This window comes from Sphingosinicella sp. BN140058, assembly GCF_004135585.1.
In the GTDB taxonomy this organism is placed as follows: Bacteria; Pseudomonadota; Alphaproteobacteria; order Sphingomonadales; family Sphingomonadaceae; genus Allosphingosinicella.
Genome location: NZ_CP035501.1, coordinates 4,683,573 through 4,701,048, shown reverse-complemented (window position 1 = coordinate 4,701,048; position 17,476 = coordinate 4,683,573). Strand labels below are relative to the sequence as shown.

Sequence of the window (17,476 nt, the reverse complement as noted above, 5' to 3'; positions counted from 1 at the left end):
AGGATCGGTAGCGATGATGATGACGTTAGTCGGCGGCCAAGCCGCCATTTCGGTACGCATGGTGCCATGCCTTGCCGTTGTCCTACTCAGCGGCTGTGGGAGGGTGACGCCGACGATTGCTTATATTCCGGTGGCCGTCACCTGTGCGGATCGTGGTGACATTCCCCCTCCCGTGCCTATGGTCGGTCCACTTCCGAAAGATGCACGCGCAGCCGCCGACATCCTGAGTGCGAAGGTGCTGGAGTTGCGGGCAACCGACCGTTCGCTCCGAGCGCTCCTCGGTGGGTGCGCAAATTTACCTGGACGCCTCAGAACGACGGGAGATCAGGGCAGCCTACGCGATTGAACACGTTGCGTCGGGGTAAGTGGCGGGAACGGCAGCGTTACCGGAATGATGCAGTTCACGCCGCTACGCGACGACCTCCCCTGCCCGCTGGGCGTCGGTCTCGTCCACAGCACCGCGCCGACCCTCGATCATGTCCGCAGCACCGCCGATCCTAGATCAAACGTCCTCGCCTCTCTCCATGGCGATCGGCGACGAAGGCTCCGGGACAGGCACGTAGTTCCGACATCCGCCCAGATGGCGACGGCAGTCTGCTGATCGATCTCGCGAAGACGGGTGTCGGTGGCGACACCGGCTGGAATCAGGATGCCCCCCAACACGCGCCATCGAATTACGCTGGGGCCGCTCAGCTACTCCTTCATCATCAGCGGAACGTCCACGCCGTGTGGAGGGTGTTGACGAGCATTTGCCGGCAGGCACGCTCCTGAATGGCCGAGCGTCACGGGCTCAGGCTGCACCGGCAAAGTCGGCGAGGCGGGCCCGGAGCCAGTTCTGCGCAGGGTCATGCCGCGTGCGCTCGTGCCAGGCGGCGATAATCGTGAACTCCGGAACCGCGACTGGCAGCGGTTGCTGCTCGAGGTCCGGCGCGCTCCTGACCAACCGCTCGGGAATTGCTGCAATAAGATCGGTCTCCGCAAGGATGTCGAGCAGGGCAAGGAAGCTGGGCACCGAAACCGCCACATGACGAGAGCGCCCCAGTACATCGAGTGCAGCATCGACGCGGCCCCGAAAGCCGCCCCCCTGCGGCGAGACCAGTGCGTGCTTGAGGTCGCAAAAGGCGTCGAGATTCAGCACGCCGGCGGAGAGCGGGTGGCCTCGCCGCATCGCGCACACGTAGCGATCGTCGAACAATCGCCGGGAGATGAGCTGTTCCGGCGCCTCCTCGAGCGTCAGCAAGGCCAGATCTACGGAACCGCGCGCCATCAGTGGCAGCAGACTGCCGCCGAGCAATGGCCGTATCGCCAGCCTTAGCCCCGGCGCGTCTCGCCCCAGAATCGAGAGAAATGGCGTGAGCAGGACGCGCTGAGTGTAATCCGAGGCGGACACCGATACCTGAAATTGCGCCGAAGCCGGATCGAACGCCGACGGCTGGAGGATCGCCTCGGCTTCCCTCAACACGCGTTTGACGGAGAGCGCCAGATCCAGAGCGCGCGGGGTTGGCACCACGCCCCGCTGGGCACGGACGAACAACGGATCTCCGAGCGCGTGGCGCAAGCGTGCCAGGGCCCCACTGACCGCCGGCTGAGTCAGGCCGAGCCGCGACGCGGCTCCGGTCACGCTTCCTTCGTCGAGCAGCGCGTCGAGGATCCGGATCAGGTTGAGGTCGAACGTCCTGATATCCACCATCTCGATACCGTATATACGAAAGGAAAATTGGACCAATATCTCCGGCGTCCGCATCTCTCGACGGCAATAAAGGCGCCGATGGCCGTGCATCAGCAACGTCCTTCCCGCGCCGGGCTCGAAGGAGGGAAAGTGAACATCTTCATCGTCCAAGCGCATTCGGAGCAGAGCTCCCGCCGTGCATTGACGGTCCCATACGGTCGCCGGAATGGCGGGCATGGTGATGCACCGCAGGTTTGGAACTCCGGGAGCGGCGAAGGAGCAGGCGGATGCCCTCTTCGCTTCCTGCGGTCGGGTGATCCACCTAAGCCTCCGATCGTTTCCGGAGACCGGCCATTCACCGATGTGAAGTGGCGGGACGCGTGCGGTGCAGGGGGGCTCCCGCCCCTGTCCCCACATCGGGATGCACGTTCATCCGCGAAGGCGCAGAGATGATCACGTGCGTCGTCCATTATGTCATCGCGCCCAAGCGCCTCGACGCCTTCGAAGCGTTCGCCCAAGCTTGGATGTGCCTCGTCGCGCAGCACGGCGGCGTGCATCACGGCTATTATCTTCCGGCCGAGGGTGCAAGCGACCTGGCGATCGCTTTGTTCAGCTTCGACAGTCTTGCCGCCTACGAGAGGTACCGGCAACGGTTCGGAGTGGATCCCGAATTCATTGCTGCCGATCGCATTCGTGACGAGAGCGGATGCGTCCTGCGCTATGAACGAAGCTTTCTGCGGCCCTTGCTGCCGGTCGGGTGCACCCGAGACGTCTTGAGCGGCGCAGCAGCGCCAGCGGATCGGCGCTGACACGAGGCTCGTCGATACCAGATTGCGGGTTAGCAGATCCGTCCGCGCCGTTCGACTGCGATGTGGTGCAGCACGATGCCGCTGGTGGTTGCGACGTTGAGCGAGTCGAAACCCGCGCTCATCGGTATCCGCAAGCTCGTCGTGCGTGCCAACATTGCCGGAGAAAGGCCCGGCCCCTCAGCGCCGAGGAGCACCGCGTTACGCCGCTGCGGAGCCCAATCGGACAGTATCGCCGCGCCAGCCGGACTGAGCGCGACCGTATGAAAGCGGTGGCGCGCCAGCAGGTCTAGCGGATCCTCGCCGCGCCCCAGCCGTGCGAACGGCACCAGCAAGGACGCGCCGACAGATACCCGGATCGCCTTGCGGTAGAGCGGATCGCAGCAATCCGCGTCGAGCAGCACTGCCGCGATCCCGAACGCGGCCGCGTTGCGAAAGATTCCCCCTACATTGTCGTGATTGGCAATTGCCGAGAGCAGCAGCACATCCGCGTCGGCGGGAAGTCCGGCGAGCAACGTTTCAGCACTCGATGTCTCGCTGCGCGCACCGATCGCAAGGATCCCGCGGTGCAACGGGAAGCCCGCGACGCCGTCGACGACCCGCTGTGACGCCGCGAATACCGGCACGTCATCGGGAAGGCGGGCCAGCAGCGCCGCCAAGGCATCCAGGCGCTTGGCAGCGATCAGAAGGGATTGCGGGTGGTACCACCGGCTGTCGATCAGTTTTTCCAAAACCACCTGCCCCTCGGCGACGAACAGGCCATCGCGCCCGACAAGGTCGCGCTCGCGTATGTCCCGATAGGCCGCGATCCGAATGTCCGCCGGATCATCGATGGTCACGACGTTGGGCATGTTCAGGTCCTGATACGCAAGGCTCGGCGCTCGAAGGCCTCGAGCGCCGAAGCCGTTCTTCTCACTCCGATCTCTGCAGCGCCTGATTGGCGGCACTGAGCAGGGCCTTGACCGAGGCACTGGCGACATCGGTGTCGAGGCCGACGCCGAAGAAGGCGGCACCTTCGGGCGTCCTGCACTCGACATAAGCCGCCGCCTGGGCGTCGCTGCCGTGGCCGATGGCATGCTCGTGATAATCCGCGATGTCGAAGCCGACGCCGCAGGCATCCTGCAAAGCGTGCAGCACACCGGAAAGCAGCCCGTTTCCGCGGCCGGCGAGCCGAACCTCCTGGCCATTGAAGCGGATCTGGCCGATAAACTGCCGGTCGCCATCGCCGATGGATCGGCCTTCATACTCGACAAGAGCCAAAGGCTGCTCGCCGACGAGTGCATAGGCCTGCTGGAACACCGACCAGATGTCCTGCGCCGTCAGCTCCCGGCCCAAGGCGTCCGCATGCGTCTGCACGTGCCGGCTGAAATCGGCCTGCATCCGCTTCGGCAGCTTGAGCTTCTTGTCCTGCTCCAGCACCCAGGCGGCTCCGCCCTTGCCCGACTGCGAATTGACCCGGATGACGGCCTCGTAGGAGCGACCGAGATCCGCCGGATCGATCGGCAGGTAAGGCACGTCCCAGATTTCATCGTTGCGCTGGGCTTGCGCTGCGAACCCCTTCTTGATCGCGTCCTGATGGCTGCCCGAAAAGGCGGTGAACACCAATTCGCCGGCATAGGGATGTCGCGGATGGACCGGCAGGGCGTTGCAGTGCTGGACGATGCTGACGACTCGATCGATGTCGGAAAAATCGAGCCCGGGATCGATGCCCTGCGTGTAGAGGTTGAGCGCCAGCGTCACCAGATCGACGTTGCCGGTGCGCTCGCCATTGCCGAACAGGCAGCCCTCCACCCGATCAGCTCCGGCGAGGATCGCAAGCTCCGCGGCCGCGACGCCGGTGCCGCGATCATTGTGCGGATGAACCGAAATCACAACGCTGTCTCGGCGCGAGATATGCCGGCAAAACCATTCGATCTGATCGGCGTAGATGTTCGGCGTCGACGCCTCCACTGTCGCCGGCAGGTTGAAGATGAGCGGCCGCTCGGGGGTCGGCTCGATCACGTCGATCACCGCCTCGCAGACCTCCAGGCTGAATTCGAGCTCGGCCGTCGAAAAGGTTTCCGGGCTGTATTCGAAACGCCAATCGGTCTCCGGCCGGCGCTCCGCCTGCTCGCGCATGCGAGTCATGCCGCGAATGGCGATCTCCTTGACGCCTGCACGATCGAGACCGAACACGATCCGGCGCCAGGCCGGGGACACGGCGTTGTAGAGGTGGACGACAGCCGTTCGGGCGCCCTCCAGGCTTTCGAACGAGCGATCGATGAGGTCGTCTCGCGCCTGCGTCAGAACCTGGACGGTCACGTCGTCCGGGATCGCGCCGGAGCCGACGAGCCCGCGAATATAGTCGAATTCGGTCGCTCCTGCGGAGGGAAAGCCGATCTCGATCTCCTTCAGTCCGACCTCGACCAGCAGATCGAAGAAGCGCTGCTTCTTCTCGGCATTCATCGGGTCGATCAGCGCCTGATTTCCGTCCCGCATGTCAGTGGAGAGCCAGCGCGGCGGCTTGGTGATCGTTCTTGCGGGCCACTGGCGGTCGGGCAGCGCAACGGCCGGGAACGGGCGGTATTTGATTGATGGGTCGCGCAGCATCGGTGCGCCTCCTGAAACCTGTTGATGTGGAAACGACAGCGATGCCGCCGCCGGGCGGCCGTCAGTCCCGGCGGCCGCCGATAAGTCGCAAGCCGAGCGACATGCCGGGAATCGAGGCAAATGCTGCTTTCACAGGAATTCGTCTAAAGCAGAAGCGGTGGTTGATGCAATGCGGCATTCGCGCCTCCACTCGTGGTGTCAGTAGCGTGGTGATCCGCCGACACGTTGCAGCCCACTGGACGACCGGCACCGTGCTGGCTACCGGCCCGCGATGAGCATCATTGCAACCATCATGAACACGTCCACCGGCCTTCCGATCCAGAAGATGACCTTCGGGCGCATGCCAAAACCCTGGGCCCCTTTCACGCTCGCAAGCGGCGAACTGGTGAAGGCTGAAAGGGTGGACGTCGGAAAGCCGGAACCGGGCAAGTTCGTCGTCCCGGTTTCGGTGTGGGTCACGCCCAAGAAGTAAGGACGCCTGACCGGCAGCGTCCCTCGGCTCAGCGTTCGGACGTGAACCGCTTCACCTTCACCGGCAGCTTCTTGCCCTTGGTGCGGCGCGACGGGATCTGAACGGGGTTCTTCTTCTTCCACTGCGCCCAGGTCATCGGCCCCTCAGGCGTGTCGATGATCTCGTCATCTAGTGACATATGCGCTCCTCCTCCTCCTCCGCATCGATGATCCAACCGAAGAACGGGCGATCGGCTCCATTCCCATCCCCGGAAACTCGCGCCCGATCAACCGGATTGGCGGCAAAGCCTGCGCGCGCGATCATATTTGACGTCGTGCGCCGCGTAACCCGCCCGCACCTGGGCACAGGAGAGATCGACACCGCCGGCGCTGCACCACGCATTCTGCCGCTTGTAGGACATGCCGCCGTCCTTGCGGCATTGGAGCTTTCTGCCGAGCGCAAGCTTTTGCAGATGGCGCTTCGAGGCAATCGGATCTCCTTCGACGCAAACCCGGCCGCGCCGCCCACCGCATCCCCTGATCTCGGGCGCGTCGACAGCGCGCAGACGAACCTTGACCCCGCTTTCGCAGGTCAAGGTGTCACCGTCGTAGACGCTGACGACGGCACAGACGAACATGACGGACGCAAACATTACCAACGCTACCGATACGCTTCTTCGAACACTGGAGGCACGCCCCCGGACGGCCTGATAGCCGCCCGCTTCATCTCCCGATAGCGGTCTCCTTGTCCCGTTTGTTGACCAGGGCGAGCTACATCGTATACGATTTTGGCTCACTGATCAGGAGAACCGGTGTGCGAGCGTCCTTCATCGCCGCAGCATGTGCGCTCGCACTCTGTGTTCCGGGATACGCACGCCCCGACACGCCACATCCGAGTGGGCAAGACGGGAAATCCGATTACGCGGACCTCGCCTCATTGTTCGAAGCCTGGCGTGTCTTTCAGGCTCCGGAGATACACGGCGGGGTTCCGGACTATTCGGCTGCCGCAATGGCACGCAAGGCGGCTGCCCTCCCGGGATGGAAGCAACGCCTGGCCTCCATTCGGACCGCAGGCTGGAATGCCGAGCAGCGCAACGACTACAGACTTGTCGAGGCGGAGATGAACGGCCTGGATTTCGAGCTGCGGGTGCTTCGCCCCTGGGCGCGGGACCCTGCTTTCTACGTCCAGGTCTGGGCGAGCCGCACCGACGTGCCTCTTCGCGAAGGACCGGCTGCACAACCGGAAATCGCACTTCACGCGTATGAATTTCCGCTTTCCCGAGCGGATCAGGCGACGCTCACGGCACAGCTTCGTGCAATCCCTGCGCTGCTCGCGCAGGCTCGAGCGAATTTGAAGGATTCCAATGCCGGAGATCTCTGGCGCTACAGCCCTCGAATGCTGCGCGACCAGGCCGAAGCACTGACGCAACTCGAGGCGGGAACGCTGATCATATCCAAGCTGGATGGCAGCCGAAAGGCCGACATGACCGGTGCGGGCGGTGCGCTCCGACAGGCGATCAATGCGGCGCGCACGGCGACTGATGGCTTCATCGAGTGGGTCGAGACGGTAGCACCAGGGAAAACCGGCCCGTCCGGCGTCGGCCGCGACGAATATAGCTGGTATCAGCGCAATGTCCATTTCAGCCCCTATGACTGGAACGAGGAAATGGCTCTGCTCCGCCGCGAGCTGGAACGCGCGCATGCCGCGCTGAAGCTTGAAGAGCATCGCAACCGGGATCTGCCGCCACTCGCGCCCGTTACCGATGAGGCGACCTTTCAGGCGCTGTCGAATAGACGTCTCGACGCGTTCGTCGCCTTCCTCGTCCGAGAGCAGATAATTCCCGACAAGCCCTATCTGAGGACTGCCATCGCACCGCAGATCGGCCATTTCGTGCCGGAGCCGCAACGCGCCTTCTTCGCACAGGTCACGCATCGCGAGCCGATGCTGCTGTTCAGCCACGATTACCATTGGATCGACCTCGCCCGGATGCGCGACGAGCCGCATCCGAGCCCGATCCGCCGGGGTGCCTCGCTCTCCAATATCTGGGATGGGCGCGCCGAAGGTTTCGCCACCGCCTTCGAGGAACTGATGATGCAGGCGGGCCTGTACGACGACAATCCGCGTGCGCGCGAACTCGTCTGGATCATGCTTGCCAATCGCGCCGCGCGCGGGCTCGCCTCATTGCACGTACAGGCGAATGAATGGAGCCTCGAGCAGGCAGGCCGCTTCCATGCCGATTGGACGCCGCGCGGCTGGGCAAAGGCCGGCGACGACCTGACGGCCTTCGAACAGCTTCTCTATCTTCGCCAGCCAGGTTACGGCACCAGCTACATCACTGGCAAGCTGATGCTCGAAAGGCTGATCGCCGACGCAGCACACCGCTCCGAACGCGCCGGAAAGCCATTCGTCCTGCGGGCTTTTCTGGATTCGTTCAACAAGGCGGGAATGATCCCGATCCCGCTCATCGCCGACGAGATGCTCCCGAACTGAGCAGGCGCACGACGCGCCGGTCGTGCAGCCTTGCCCTATTCCGCGGCAGCGACAGGTTGCGGGTCGCGCAGCGCGCTGCGGCGGCGCCCGTAGGCGTAATAGACCACGAGCCCAACCAGGTTCCAGATCAGGAAGCGGACGATCGTCGTCTCAGGGAGGCTGACGAACAGATACAGGCAACCGAGGATGGCGGCGGTGCCGACCAGATATGGTTGGGGGCAGCGGAACAGACGCGCCGCACCTGGCGCCGTGCGCCTGAGGATCATCATGCTCGCGGCCACCGCGACGAAGGCGACGAGGGTGCCGGCATTGGCGAGTTCGGCGATTTCATCGAGACGGAAGAAGCCGGCGACGGCGGCGACCACGATGCCGGTCAGCAGGGTGATCAGGGTCGGAGCGCCAGTGCGCGGGCTCACCGCCGCGAGCCGGCGAGGCAACAGTCCGTCACGCGCCATCACGAAGAAGATCCGGCTTTGGCCGTACATCATCACCAGGATGACCGACGGCAGCGCGATCACCGCGGCCAAGGCGATAAGATGTGCGGCAACGGGATGATCGAGCGTCCGCAGGACCAGAGCGAGCGGCTCGGGAGAATTGGCGAGCGCGGTGAACGGCAGCGCTCCGATCGCCGAAATCGCCACCAGCATGTAGATGATCGTGCAGGCTGCCATCGATCCGATGATGCCGATGGTCAGATCCCGACCTGGTTGCTTGGCTTCCTCCGCCGACGTCGCAACGGCATCGAAGCCGTAGAAGGCGAAGAAGACGATCGCCGCCGCGGCCATCACGCCCTTCTTCTCGCCCATCACCTCGGTGCTGCCGAAGCCATAAGGCATGAACGGCTGAAGATTGTCGCTTTGAAAGGCGGGCAGCGCGAAGATCACGAACAGGCTGAGCGCGACAAGCTTGATGACGACGAGAATGATGTTGAGGGTAGCGCTCTCCCGCGTGCCGGCGATCAACAGACCCATGATCGACAGCGCGACGACGACGGCCGGAAGGTTAATGATGCCGCCGGCATGGGGGCCGACCAGCAAAGCTTGCGGTAGATCGAGACCAGCCGACTGTAGCCAACCGACCAGATAGCCAGACCATCCGACCGCCACCGTCGAACAGGCGAGCGAATATTCGAGCACCAGGCTCCAGCCTATCACCCAGGCGATCGCCTCACCCATGGCGACATAGCTGAACGTATAGGCGCTGCCGGCGGCCGGAACCATGGTGGCCATTTCCGCGTAAGCGAGTGCCGCGCACGCGCACACCGCGCCGGCGATGGCGAAGGCCAGGATCACGGCGGGACCGGCACGTTCCGCGCCCACCCCCGTCAGCGTGTAGATGCCGGTGCCGACAATCGCGCCAACCCCAAGCGCGATCAGGTGCGGCCAGCTGAGAGTCTTGGCGAGACGATGTCCGGCACCTTGACTGCCGGCTGTGTCGATCGATTTACGCGGTCCGAACATCGTCTCCCCTTCATTTTGTCTAGCTACCCTCGCCCGCCGAATTTGCCAGCTGGGCTCTCAGATCCTCGAGCGTGCCGCGAATATGGGCGGTCAGCAGCGCAGCAATTCCTTCTGCATCGCGCGCGAGCCAGGTCTCGATCAGTTGCTTGTGCTCCAGGTGCGCGCGGTCCTCGCGGCCGGCCGGCTCCAGGTGCGTCACCACGTAGCGCTCCGAGAGGATCGCCAAGCGCTCGACCAATTGGGTCGTGAGCAGCCGCCCGCCGGGACGAACCAGAGCGGTGTGGAAGGCGCGGTTGCGCACCGCCACTTCGGCACCGGCATCGAGCGCCGCACTGTCGAGCGCCTCATAAGCCTCGACCGCCGCCGCCCGGCCGACGTCGTCGGCAAGCAACGCTCCCCGCCCTGCCGCCTGCGGCTCCAGACTCAGCCGAAGCTCGAATATCTCTTCGGCGGATTCCGCCGACATCGGCCGGACGAAATAGCCGCGATTGGCCTGGCTGACGAGCAGGCCTTCCTGCTCAAGGCGCGCCAACGCCTCGCGGAGCGGAATCTTGCTGACGCCGAGCTCGTTGGCTAGCGCATCCTGGCGGATCGGCAGTTGATCGGGAAGTTTGCCGAGCACGATTCGTTCCCGGATGATCTCGAAGATCTGCTCGGACAGGGTTCGGACCACGATGCTCATTGGGAAAGGCTCCTGCTCGACCGAGCCGCGACGGCCGGGAGCCGGGATCTGGCATCGATCACTTGACCTGAAAACCTTCCCAGAAAGGATCGGCGCGATCAATCCAGATCGTGTTGAACCCGGTTGCCACCGCAGAGCCCTCGATGGACGGGACGATCGCGGACTGGTCGCCGAGCTTCGTCTCCTGCTCGACCCGTCCGATGAACCGGCTGCCGATGTAGCTTTCGTGCACGAACCGCTCCCCGACCTGGAGCCGTCCGGTGCCCGCGAGATGGGCGAGCCGCGCCGACGTGCCGGTACCGCACGGGCTTCGGTCTATCGCCTTGTCGCCGTAGAAGACCGCATTGCGGCCGTCGGCACCGTCCCAGCGCGGGACATCCGCCCACAGGACATGACTGACGCCGCGGATCGTCGGATCGAGCGGGTGAACGGGTTCGAACTTGGCCTGCACGGCCTGACGGACGCGGCCGCTGAGCTCGACGAGCCTTGCGGCACCCATCGCGTCGAGCCCCTCATACGCCCCTTGCGGCTCGACGATGGCGTAGAAGTTGCCGCCATAAGCGACATCGATGCTGAGCGGCCCGATCCCCTCCACATCCACCGTGATCCCGCGCGCCGCGATGTAGGAGGCGACGTTGGTGATGCGCACCGAGGTGACCCGGTCCCCTTCCCGCGCATAGGCGATTTCGAGCAACCCGGCCGGCACCTCGACCCGAAGTCGGCTCGGCATGGCGGGTTGGATCAGGCCGTGCTCGATCCCGAAGGTCACCATTCCGATCGTGCCATGGCCGCACATCGGCAGGCACCCCGACGTCTCTATGAACAGAATGCCGACATCGTTTGCAGCATCCGTCGGAGGATAAAGGAACCCTCCGGACATCATGTCATGGCCGCGTGGCTCGAAGCACAGACCGGTGCGAATCCAGTCGAAACGAGCGAGGAAGTCCTGGCGCCGTTCCGACATCGACGCTCCTTTCAGCAACGGCGCGCCGCCAGCGACCAGCCGTACCGGATTGCCCGCCGTGTGGCCGTCGATGCAGAAGAAGGTGTGGCGCATCTTCGATCCGGTTCAGGCCGCCTGAGCGGTGTTGGCGAGCTGCGGACGCGTTGCGGCAGCCTTTTCGACCATGGCGATGATCTCGGCCCGCCGGGCGCCCTCCAGAGTCAGTCGCGGCGGCAGCACCCGTTCCGAACCACGGCCCATCACCTGCTCGGCAAGCTTGATCGCCTGAACGAGATCATGTTCCGCGTCGAGATGCAGAAGCGGCATAAACCAGCGATAGATCTCCAGCGCCTTCGCATGGTCGCCCCTCTCGAAGGCCGCAACGAGTTCGACCGACTCCCGTGGAAAGGCGTTGGTGAGACCGGACACCCAACCCTGTGCGCCCAAATAAAGCCCTTCGAGCGCGACATCGTCGAGACCGGCGAACAATATGTAGCGATTGCCGAACCGGTTGCGAAAGTCGGTGAAGCGGCGGGTATCGGGCGCCGATTCCTTGACTGCAACGATGTTCTCGACCTCGGTCAGCGCATCGAGCACTTCCGCATCGATCGTCGTCCGATAGGCCGGAGGATTGTTGTAGAGCATGATCGGAAGCGTCGTCGCCTGGGCGACGCCCTTGAAGTGAGAGACCAGCTCGTTGCGCTTGGGAACGTAGACCATCGGCGGCAGCAGCATCAGCCCGTCCGCCCCCACCGTCTCGGCTGCCCGGGCGTAGCGTGCGGCGCGACGGAGGTCGTATTCGGAACAGCCGGTCACAACCGGCACCCGTCCGGCGACAACTTCGACGATGGCGGCGAGGGTCGAAACCTTCTCTTCGTAGGTCAGCGAATTGTTCTCACCGACGGTGCCGAGGGCGATGATCCCGGTGACACCATCACGGATGAGATCGTCGACCACCCGCTGCGTATTCTCGAGATCTATCGTAAGATCCTCGTGCAACTGCGTTGTAACTGCCGGGAACACGCCCTTCCATCCGATGGCCATCTGTTCGTTCATCCGTTCCTTGAAGACTTATACGGTATACGATATAGAATTGCGCAGTGCAACTGAGGAAATGGTGTGACTGATGTTCTGATCGTCGGCGGAGGTGTGATCGGACTCGCCGCGGCGGTCACCCTCGCCCAGCAAGGCCGCTCGGTGAAGGTGCTCGAACCTTCGCCGATGCGCAATGCCGCATCATGGGGGAATGCAGGTCACATTGCGGTCGAGCAGGTTGCGCCGCTCGCCTCCGCTGCGACGTTTCGCGCATTCCCCAGACGACTGTTCTTCAGGGGCGGTGCTCTCTCCTTGCCGCCGTCCATGGTGCGCGAGTGGCTTCCTTTCGGCGTGCGGATGCTCGCCGCGTCGACCCCCGGCCGCTTCAAAGTCGGACGTGACGCGCTCGCCGCGCTTCTTGGGGATGCGGTACCCGGATGGCGGCGATTGTCCGACGCCGTCGGCCGTCCCGATCTGCTGCGCTGCGACGGGCACATCGTCGCTTGGGAAACCGCCGCGAGCGGTGCCGCCGGCCGGGCTGCCTGGGAAGCGGCGGACATCGGCACGGCGCGGATCGAGCCCGTTGCCGGCGGTGACCTCCGCGACATCGACGCAATGACGAAAGGACGTGTCGCCGACGCAATACAGTTTCGGGGAAGCGGGCAGATCACCGATCTCAGTCAGCTGGCCGATGCGCTCGAAGCGGCGCTGACCGCCGCGGGTGGTACGATCGTCCGCGCCCAGGCGTTCCTTCGTGTGGAGAACGGCCGCGCAGTGGTCGACGCTCACCCAGCCGACCTGGTGCTGGTCTCGGCGGGCACGGGCTCGCGTCGCCTCATGGCCGCCGCCGGACATGCCGTGCCACTGATTGCGGAGCGCGGCTACCACATCCGCGCAAGCGCCGATCGCTGGCCCTCGCACCTGCCTCCGATCGTGTTCGAGGATCGCTCGATGATCGTCACCGGTTATGCCGACTGCGTGCAGGCAGCCAGCTTCGTCGAGTTCGGACGTGTCGATGCGCCGCCGGATCCCCGCAAGTGGCGGCGGCTGGAAGCACATGTCGCGGCGCTGGGGCTCCCGCTCGCCGCACCATTCGCGCGCTGGCTAGGCGCACGACCGACCCTGCCCGATTACCTTCCCGCAATCGGCCGCTCGCGCCGTGTGCAGAATCTGTTTTATGCTTTCGGCCATCAGCACCTCGGCCTCACCTTGGCGCCGGTCACGGCCGAGATCGTCGCCGCGCTGATCCGCGGTGCCGCGACCCCGATCGATGCGACGCCGTTTGCTGTGGAGCGTTTCGAAAGGACGAGAACGATATGACGATTGGCGGCGCAACGATCGAAGCGGAGCTTGCGGCGATACGGCCATGGGCGGATGTTGCACCTGCGATCGATGCCGAAGAGCGGCAGATGCGGCTGGAGCGGGCGCGCGCCCTCACCGAAGCGGCGGGTGCCGACGCTCTTCTCGTAAATGCGGGGGCAAGCCTTCGTTACTTCACCGGACTTGCCTGGAGTCTGAGCGAGCGAATGGTTGCACTGTTGCTGCCGCTGAGCGGACCTCCGGCCATCGTCTGCCCGGCCTTCGAGCGCGGCAGCCTCGAAGCTGGCGTCGCCATCGCCGCGGATCTGCTGCTTTGGGAGGAAGACGAGGATCCGATCGCCCTAGTCAGGCGGACATTGCCGCGCGGGGCGACGCTAGCGGTCGATCCGTTGCTGCCCTTTCAATGGGGCGAACGGCTGCGCGCAGGCGGCCTCGAAGTCATCGATGGCGCCGCTGCGATCGATGGTTGCCGCAAGTGCAAGTCCGGCGCGGAGCTCAAGCTGCTCGCTCAGGCCAAGGCGATGACCCTGGAGGTCCATCGACGCGCCGCGCGCATCCTGTCGCCGGGAATGGCAGCCAGCACGGTCACGAAGTTCATCGACGACGCCCACCGGGCGATCGGCGGCGGCGGATCGACGTTCTGCATCGTTCAGTTCGGCCGCGCGACCGCCTTCCCCCACGGCCTTCCGGGCGAGCAATATCTTGAAGAAGATCAACTCGTTCTGATCGACACCGGCTGCCGGGTTGAGGGCTATCATTCCGACATCACCCGCACCTACGCCTTCGGTCGCGCAACTGACGAGGAGCGAATGATGTGGGCGCTAGAGAAAGAGGCGCAGGCGGCGGCGTTCGCCGCAGCCCGCCCCGGAACGCCATGCGAAGAGGTGGACGCAGCCGCCCGCCGCGTGCTCGAGGCCGCCGGACTCGGACCCGGTTATCGGCTGCCCGGGCTTCCCCACCGCACCGGCCACGGTATCGGGCTGTCGATTCACGAACCCGCTTATCTGGTCCGCGGCGACCGCACACCGCTCTCACCGGGAATGTGCTTCTCGAACGAGCCGATGATCGTGGTTCCGGGCAAGTTCGGCATCCGCCTCGAAGACCATTTCCACGTCACCGAAGATGGCGCCGCCTGGTTCACGGAGCCGCAGACAGCGATCGACCGTCCGTTCGGCTGACGAGGACCTGGGAACCATTGCCCCGCCCGGCCTGATACGCGGGGTGCGCCGGCCGCCCGAGCAAGGCTCGGATCATCTCTCGATCGGATACGGGCCCTTGCCGCCATCGGCGATCAACTGGTCTATGCGATCCTTGATCACCGGCAACGGCACCGAACCGAGCGACAGCACCGCATCGTGAAAGGCGCGGATGTCGAACTTTTCCCCGAGCGCCTTCTCGGCACGCGTGCGCTGCTCCTGAATGGCGAGTTCGCCCATGTAGTAGGACAAAGCCTGCCCCGGCCAGGCAATGTAGCGATCGACCTCGGTCGTCACCTCGTGCTCGGCCAAAGCCGTATTGTCGAGCAGGAAAGCGATCGCCTGGGCCCGGGTCCACCCCTTGGTGTGAATGCCGGTATCCACCACCAGCCGCGCGGCGCGCCACATCTGGTAGCTCAGCATGCCGAACAGATCGTAGGGCGTCTCGTACATGCCCATCTCCTCGCCCAGCGCCTCGGAGTAGAGCGCCCACCCCTCGCCATAGGCCGACAGATAGGAATCGCGCCGGAACTTGGGCAAACTGTCATTCTCGTTGGCGAGCGGCATCTGGAAGGCATGGCCCGGCGCGCTCTCGTGTAGGGTCAGCGCCGGTAAGGAATAGAGCGCACGAGCGGGCAAGTTGTAGGTGTTGACCAGGTAGATCCCGGGTCCGCCGCGACCGCTTGTGTAGAAGGGCGCGATCGCCTCGGGCACCGGCTTGATGGCGAACCGGCTTCGCGGCAGCCTGCCGAACCAGTCGGCCGCCTTGCCGTCGAACGTCTTCGCGATCCAGGCCGCCCGATCGAGCAGCGCTTGCGGAGTCTTCGCGTAGAAACGCGGATCGGTACGAAGAAAAGTGAGAAACGCCTTGAGGTCGCCTTCGAACTTCACCTGCCGCATCACGTCATGCATCCGCCCGCGGATCTTGGCGACTTCGCCCAGACCGATGGCGTGGATCTCCTCGGCAGGAAGATCGAGCGTCACGAACTCGCGTATCTTCGCCTGGTAATAGGCCTCGCCGTTTGGAAGATTCCTGGCGGCGAGAGCAGTTCGAGCCTTCGGGAAATACTCCTCGCGAAGAAAGGTCAGCAGGTCTCGATGCGCTGGGACTACCGCTTCCTCGATCGCGGCACGCCCCGCCGCGCGAAGCTCCGCTTGCCGGTCTGCCGGGATCGTCTCGGGCATCGCCTTGAACGGCGCGTAATAGGGCGACGCTTCGGCGCTCTTCGCCTCCGTTACTTCGATCACACCGGAATCCCGCCCCTCCAATGTCACCCTCGGCGGCGTGAAGCCGCGGGCGAGACCGGCGCGCATGTTGACGATCTGCTGCGCGAAGTGCGCGGGCATGGTGCGCAGCATGCGGATATAGTTGCGATAATCCGCCTCGGTGCGGAAGCTCTCGCCTGCGACCCCGGCAATGTCCCCCCAGAAACTGCTGTCCGCATTGAGCGGCTTTTCAAAGTCGCGAAAGCGCTGCCCGGCCAGAAGAGCGTCGACCTGGCCCTTGTAGACAGCGAAATTGACTCGGTTCTCGGGCGAGAGGCTGTTCCGGTCAATCGCGGCGAGCGCGGCGCTCACTTCGGTCCAGCGCGCGGTTTTTTCAGCCTGAACCCGGGGCCCGACGTCTGGAAGGCGATCAGGAATGCTGCGCGGCCCATCTTCGCTCGGTCCGTTCAAGGTCTCCCGCCACGCATATTCCTGCGTGTAGATCGTCTCGAACTTGGCATCCGCTTCATTCTTCGGGCGCTCGGCGGCCGGGGCCGCAGCCTGGGCTTCCCCCGGGCCCGGCGCGGACATGAGCATGGCGAGAACCAGCAGCGAGCTCTTCATTCGGTCTCCAGAATCTTCGTAATCTCGGCATGAAGGGCCGACGGAATGAGGACGCCATGCTCGAGGCTGTGCGCGCGAGCAGCATAACGGCGCGCCGAGGGCAAGCGCGCGCCCTGCCTTTCGATCGACTCGAACATCGCCTCGGCTTGAGCGAGATGCTCAGCAACGCTGCCGCCGAGGAAAGCGGCTGGATCGATTGCGATCAGCAATTCCCCGCCGATCGGCGATCCGCCGCGCTCGGCGTCCGCGATCAGCGACTGGCGGCTGGTCAGATCCCCGATCAGTGGGCCCGCGAGCAACTCTACCATCGCAGCAAGCGCCGAGCCCTTGTGTCCGCCGAACGTCCGCATCGCACCGTTCAGCACCGCCTCCGCATCGGTGGTTGCCTTTCCCTCGGCATCATAGCCCCAATCATCCGGCACCGCCTTGCCGGCCCGACGATGGAGTTCGATCTCGCCGCGCGCAACCGCGCTGGTTGCGAAGTCGAACACGAACGGATCTCGTCCGGGCCGTGGCCATCCGAACGCGATAGGATTGGTGCCGAAGACCGGCCGAGTACCGCCGGCAGGCGCAACCCAGGCGTGGCTCGGAGTCACCGCAAGGGAGACGAGACCATCTTCGGCAAGCGCCTCGACTTCGGGCCACAAAGCAGCGAAGTGTACCACATCGTTCAGCGCCATCGCGGCGATCCCGAACCGGCGTGCCTTGTCGACCAGGCGCGGCCGGCCGCGCGCGAAAGCGAGCTGGGCGAAGCCGTAATCACCACGGACGCGGACCAGTGCCGGTCCGGGCTCCTCGATCTGCAATTTCGGATTTGAGGTGACGATGCCCTTGCGGATGGTGTTCGCCGCTACCAGCAGCCGATAGGCGCCGTGCGACGCACAGCCGTCGCGCTCGCCGGCGACAATCGTCTCCGCAACCGCCTCGGCATGGTGGCCGGCAAGGCCGGCGCGACGCAGCACCGTACAGGCGAGCACGCGCAGCTCGTCGAGGCGCATCGCCACG

The 17,476-nt window shown here is 64.7% G+C and carries 16 protein-coding genes; 5 read left to right on the top strand and 11 right to left on the bottom strand.

The genetic code is table 11. The features are described from left to right. Positions 1-790: 790 nt before the first annotated feature. Positions 791-1,744 carry a LysR family transcriptional regulator gene (locus tag ETR14_RS21175; RefSeq protein WP_243455622.1) on the bottom strand — a complete coding sequence of 318 codons (954 nt, stop codon included), beginning with the start codon at positions 1,742-1,744 and terminating at the stop codon, positions 791-793. A 374-nt stretch (positions 1,745-2,118) separates the two neighbouring features. On the opposite strand from ETR14_RS21175, the gene ETR14_RS21170 reads away from it, so the two are divergent. Next, positions 2,119-2,478: an NIPSNAP family protein gene (locus ETR14_RS21170; protein ID WP_129388582.1), complete on the top strand. Its 360-nt coding sequence runs from the start codon at positions 2,119-2,121 to the stop codon at positions 2,476-2,478. Between the two features lie 29 nt (positions 2,479-2,507). On the opposite strand, the gene ETR14_RS21165 is transcribed toward ETR14_RS21170, so the two are convergent. Next, entirely contained in the window at positions 2,508-3,314 is an 807-nt protein-coding gene (locus ETR14_RS21165; RefSeq protein WP_243455621.1) for an RNA methyltransferase, read from the bottom strand. A gap of 73 nt (positions 3,315-3,387) precedes the next feature. Beyond that, positions 3,388-5,064: a 2-isopropylmalate synthase gene (gene leuA / locus ETR14_RS21160; RefSeq protein WP_129388575.1), complete on the bottom strand. Its 1,677-nt coding sequence runs from the start codon at positions 5,062-5,064 to the stop codon at positions 3,388-3,390. 271 nt (positions 5,065-5,335) lie between these two features. Between leuA and ETR14_RS21155 the strand changes: the two genes are divergently transcribed. After that, positions 5,336-5,536, top strand: coding sequence for a hypothetical protein (locus ETR14_RS21155; RefSeq protein WP_129388573.1), 201 nt, complete (start codon positions 5,336-5,338; stop codon positions 5,534-5,536). A gap of 28 nt (positions 5,537-5,564) precedes the next feature. Here ETR14_RS21155 and ETR14_RS28550 read toward each other — a convergent pair whose 3' ends face one another. Then, positions 5,565-5,714 (bottom strand): hypothetical protein, encoded by a 150-nt coding sequence (locus ETR14_RS28550; protein WP_165356558.1) that lies wholly within the window; start codon positions 5,712-5,714, stop codon positions 5,565-5,567. 87 nt (positions 5,715-5,801) lie between these two features. Continuing rightward, the gene (locus tag ETR14_RS21150; protein ID WP_129388570.1) at positions 5,802-6,152 is read right to left on the bottom strand and encodes a thermonuclease family protein; all 351 of its coding nucleotides are present in this window, start codon (positions 6,150-6,152) and stop codon (positions 5,802-5,804) included. Between the two features lie 299 nt (positions 6,153-6,451). Here ETR14_RS21150 and ETR14_RS21145 point away from each other — a divergent pair, with 299 nt between their 5' ends. Further along, complete coding sequence (locus ETR14_RS21145; RefSeq protein WP_206185886.1) at positions 6,452-8,005, top strand: DUF885 family protein; 1,554 nt, start codon at positions 6,452-6,454, stop codon at positions 8,003-8,005. 35 nt (positions 8,006-8,040) lie between these two features. On the opposite strand, the gene ETR14_RS21140 is transcribed toward ETR14_RS21145, so the two are convergent. From ETR14_RS21140 to ETR14_RS21125, 4 genes are read right to left on the bottom strand one after another with little or no spacing between them, the layout of a single operon-like run. Next, positions 8,041-9,465 carry an amino acid permease gene (locus ETR14_RS21140; RefSeq protein WP_129388566.1) on the bottom strand — a complete coding sequence of 475 codons (1,425 nt, stop codon included), beginning with the start codon at positions 9,463-9,465 and terminating at the stop codon, positions 8,041-8,043. 19 nt (positions 9,466-9,484) lie between these two features. Beyond that, a complete protein-coding gene (locus ETR14_RS21135; RefSeq protein WP_129388563.1) occupies positions 9,485-10,147 on the bottom strand; it encodes a GntR family transcriptional regulator in 663 nt (220 codons plus the stop codon). A 58-nt stretch (positions 10,148-10,205) separates the two neighbouring features. After that, positions 10,206-11,204 (bottom strand): 4-hydroxyproline epimerase, encoded by a 999-nt coding sequence (locus tag ETR14_RS21130; RefSeq protein WP_129388560.1) that lies wholly within the window; start codon positions 11,202-11,204, stop codon positions 10,206-10,208. 12 nt (positions 11,205-11,216) lie between these two features. After that, positions 11,217-12,134, bottom strand: a complete 918-nt coding sequence (locus ETR14_RS21125) for a dihydrodipicolinate synthase family protein (RefSeq protein ID WP_129388556.1) — start codon at positions 12,132-12,134, stop codon at positions 11,217-11,219. 75 nt (positions 12,135-12,209) lie between these two features. Here ETR14_RS21125 and ETR14_RS21120 point away from each other — a divergent pair, with 75 nt between their 5' ends. Together ETR14_RS21120 and ETR14_RS21115 are read left to right on the top strand one after the other, a co-directional pair. Next, positions 12,210-13,445, top strand: coding sequence for an FAD-binding oxidoreductase (locus ETR14_RS21120; protein ID WP_243455619.1), 1,236 nt, complete (start codon positions 12,210-12,212; stop codon positions 13,443-13,445). After that, complete coding sequence (locus ETR14_RS21115; RefSeq protein WP_129388553.1) at positions 13,442-14,623, top strand: Xaa-Pro peptidase family protein; 1,182 nt, start codon at positions 13,442-13,444, stop codon at positions 14,621-14,623. The genes ETR14_RS21120 and ETR14_RS21115 overlap by 4 nt, the downstream gene beginning before the upstream one ends. Before the next feature lie 72 nt (positions 14,624-14,695). On the opposite strand, the gene ETR14_RS21110 is transcribed toward ETR14_RS21115, so the two are convergent. Further along, positions 14,696-16,471 (bottom strand): DUF885 family protein, encoded by a 1,776-nt coding sequence (locus ETR14_RS21110; protein WP_129388550.1) that lies wholly within the window; start codon positions 16,469-16,471, stop codon positions 14,696-14,698. Beyond that, positions 16,468-17,469, bottom strand: coding sequence for an Ldh family oxidoreductase (locus ETR14_RS21105; protein WP_129392211.1), 1,002 nt, complete (start codon positions 17,467-17,469; stop codon positions 16,468-16,470). The genes ETR14_RS21110 and ETR14_RS21105 overlap by 4 nt, the downstream gene beginning before the upstream one ends. Between the last annotated feature and the right edge of the window lie 7 nt (positions 17,470-17,476).

Excerpts from the sequence above, each read along its gene's own strand:
- ETR14_RS21175 (WP_243455622.1), bottom strand. The coding sequence starts at position 1,744 with ATGCGGACGCCGGAGATATTGGTCCAATTTTCCTTTCGTATATACGGT.
- ETR14_RS21170 (WP_129388582.1), top strand. The coding sequence starts at position 2,119 with ATGATCACGTGCGTCGTCCATTATGTCATCGCGCCCAAGCGCCTCGAC.
- leuA (WP_129388575.1), bottom strand. The coding sequence starts at position 5,064 with ATGCTGCGCGACCCATCAATCAAATACCGCCCGTTCCCGGCCGTTGCG.
- ETR14_RS21155 (WP_129388573.1), top strand. The coding sequence starts at position 5,336 with ATGAGCATCATTGCAACCATCATGAACACGTCCACCGGCCTTCCGATC.
- ETR14_RS28550 (WP_165356558.1), bottom strand. The coding sequence starts at position 5,714 with ATGTCACTAGATGACGAGATCATCGACACGCCTGAGGGGCCGATGACC.
- ETR14_RS21150 (WP_129388570.1), bottom strand. The coding sequence starts at position 6,152 with ATGTTCGTCTGTGCCGTCGTCAGCGTCTACGACGGTGACACCTTGACC.
- ETR14_RS21140 (WP_129388566.1), bottom strand. The coding sequence starts at position 9,465 with ATGTTCGGACCGCGTAAATCGATCGACACAGCCGGCAGTCAAGGTGCC.
- ETR14_RS21135 (WP_129388563.1), bottom strand. The coding sequence starts at position 10,147 with ATGAGCATCGTGGTCCGAACCCTGTCCGAGCAGATCTTCGAGATCATC.
- ETR14_RS21130 (WP_129388560.1), bottom strand. The coding sequence starts at position 11,204 with ATGCGCCACACCTTCTTCTGCATCGACGGCCACACGGCGGGCAATCCG.
- ETR14_RS21125 (WP_129388556.1), bottom strand. The coding sequence starts at position 12,134 with ATGGCCATCGGATGGAAGGGCGTGTTCCCGGCAGTTACAACGCAGTTG.
- ETR14_RS21115 (WP_129388553.1), top strand. The coding sequence starts at position 13,442 with ATGACGATTGGCGGCGCAACGATCGAAGCGGAGCTTGCGGCGATACGG.
- ETR14_RS21110 (WP_129388550.1), bottom strand. The coding sequence starts at position 16,471 with ATGAAGAGCTCGCTGCTGGTTCTCGCCATGCTCATGTCCGCGCCGGGC.
- ETR14_RS21105 (WP_129392211.1), bottom strand. The coding sequence starts at position 17,469 with ATGCGCCTCGACGAGCTGCGCGTGCTCGCCTGTACGGTGCTGCGTCGC.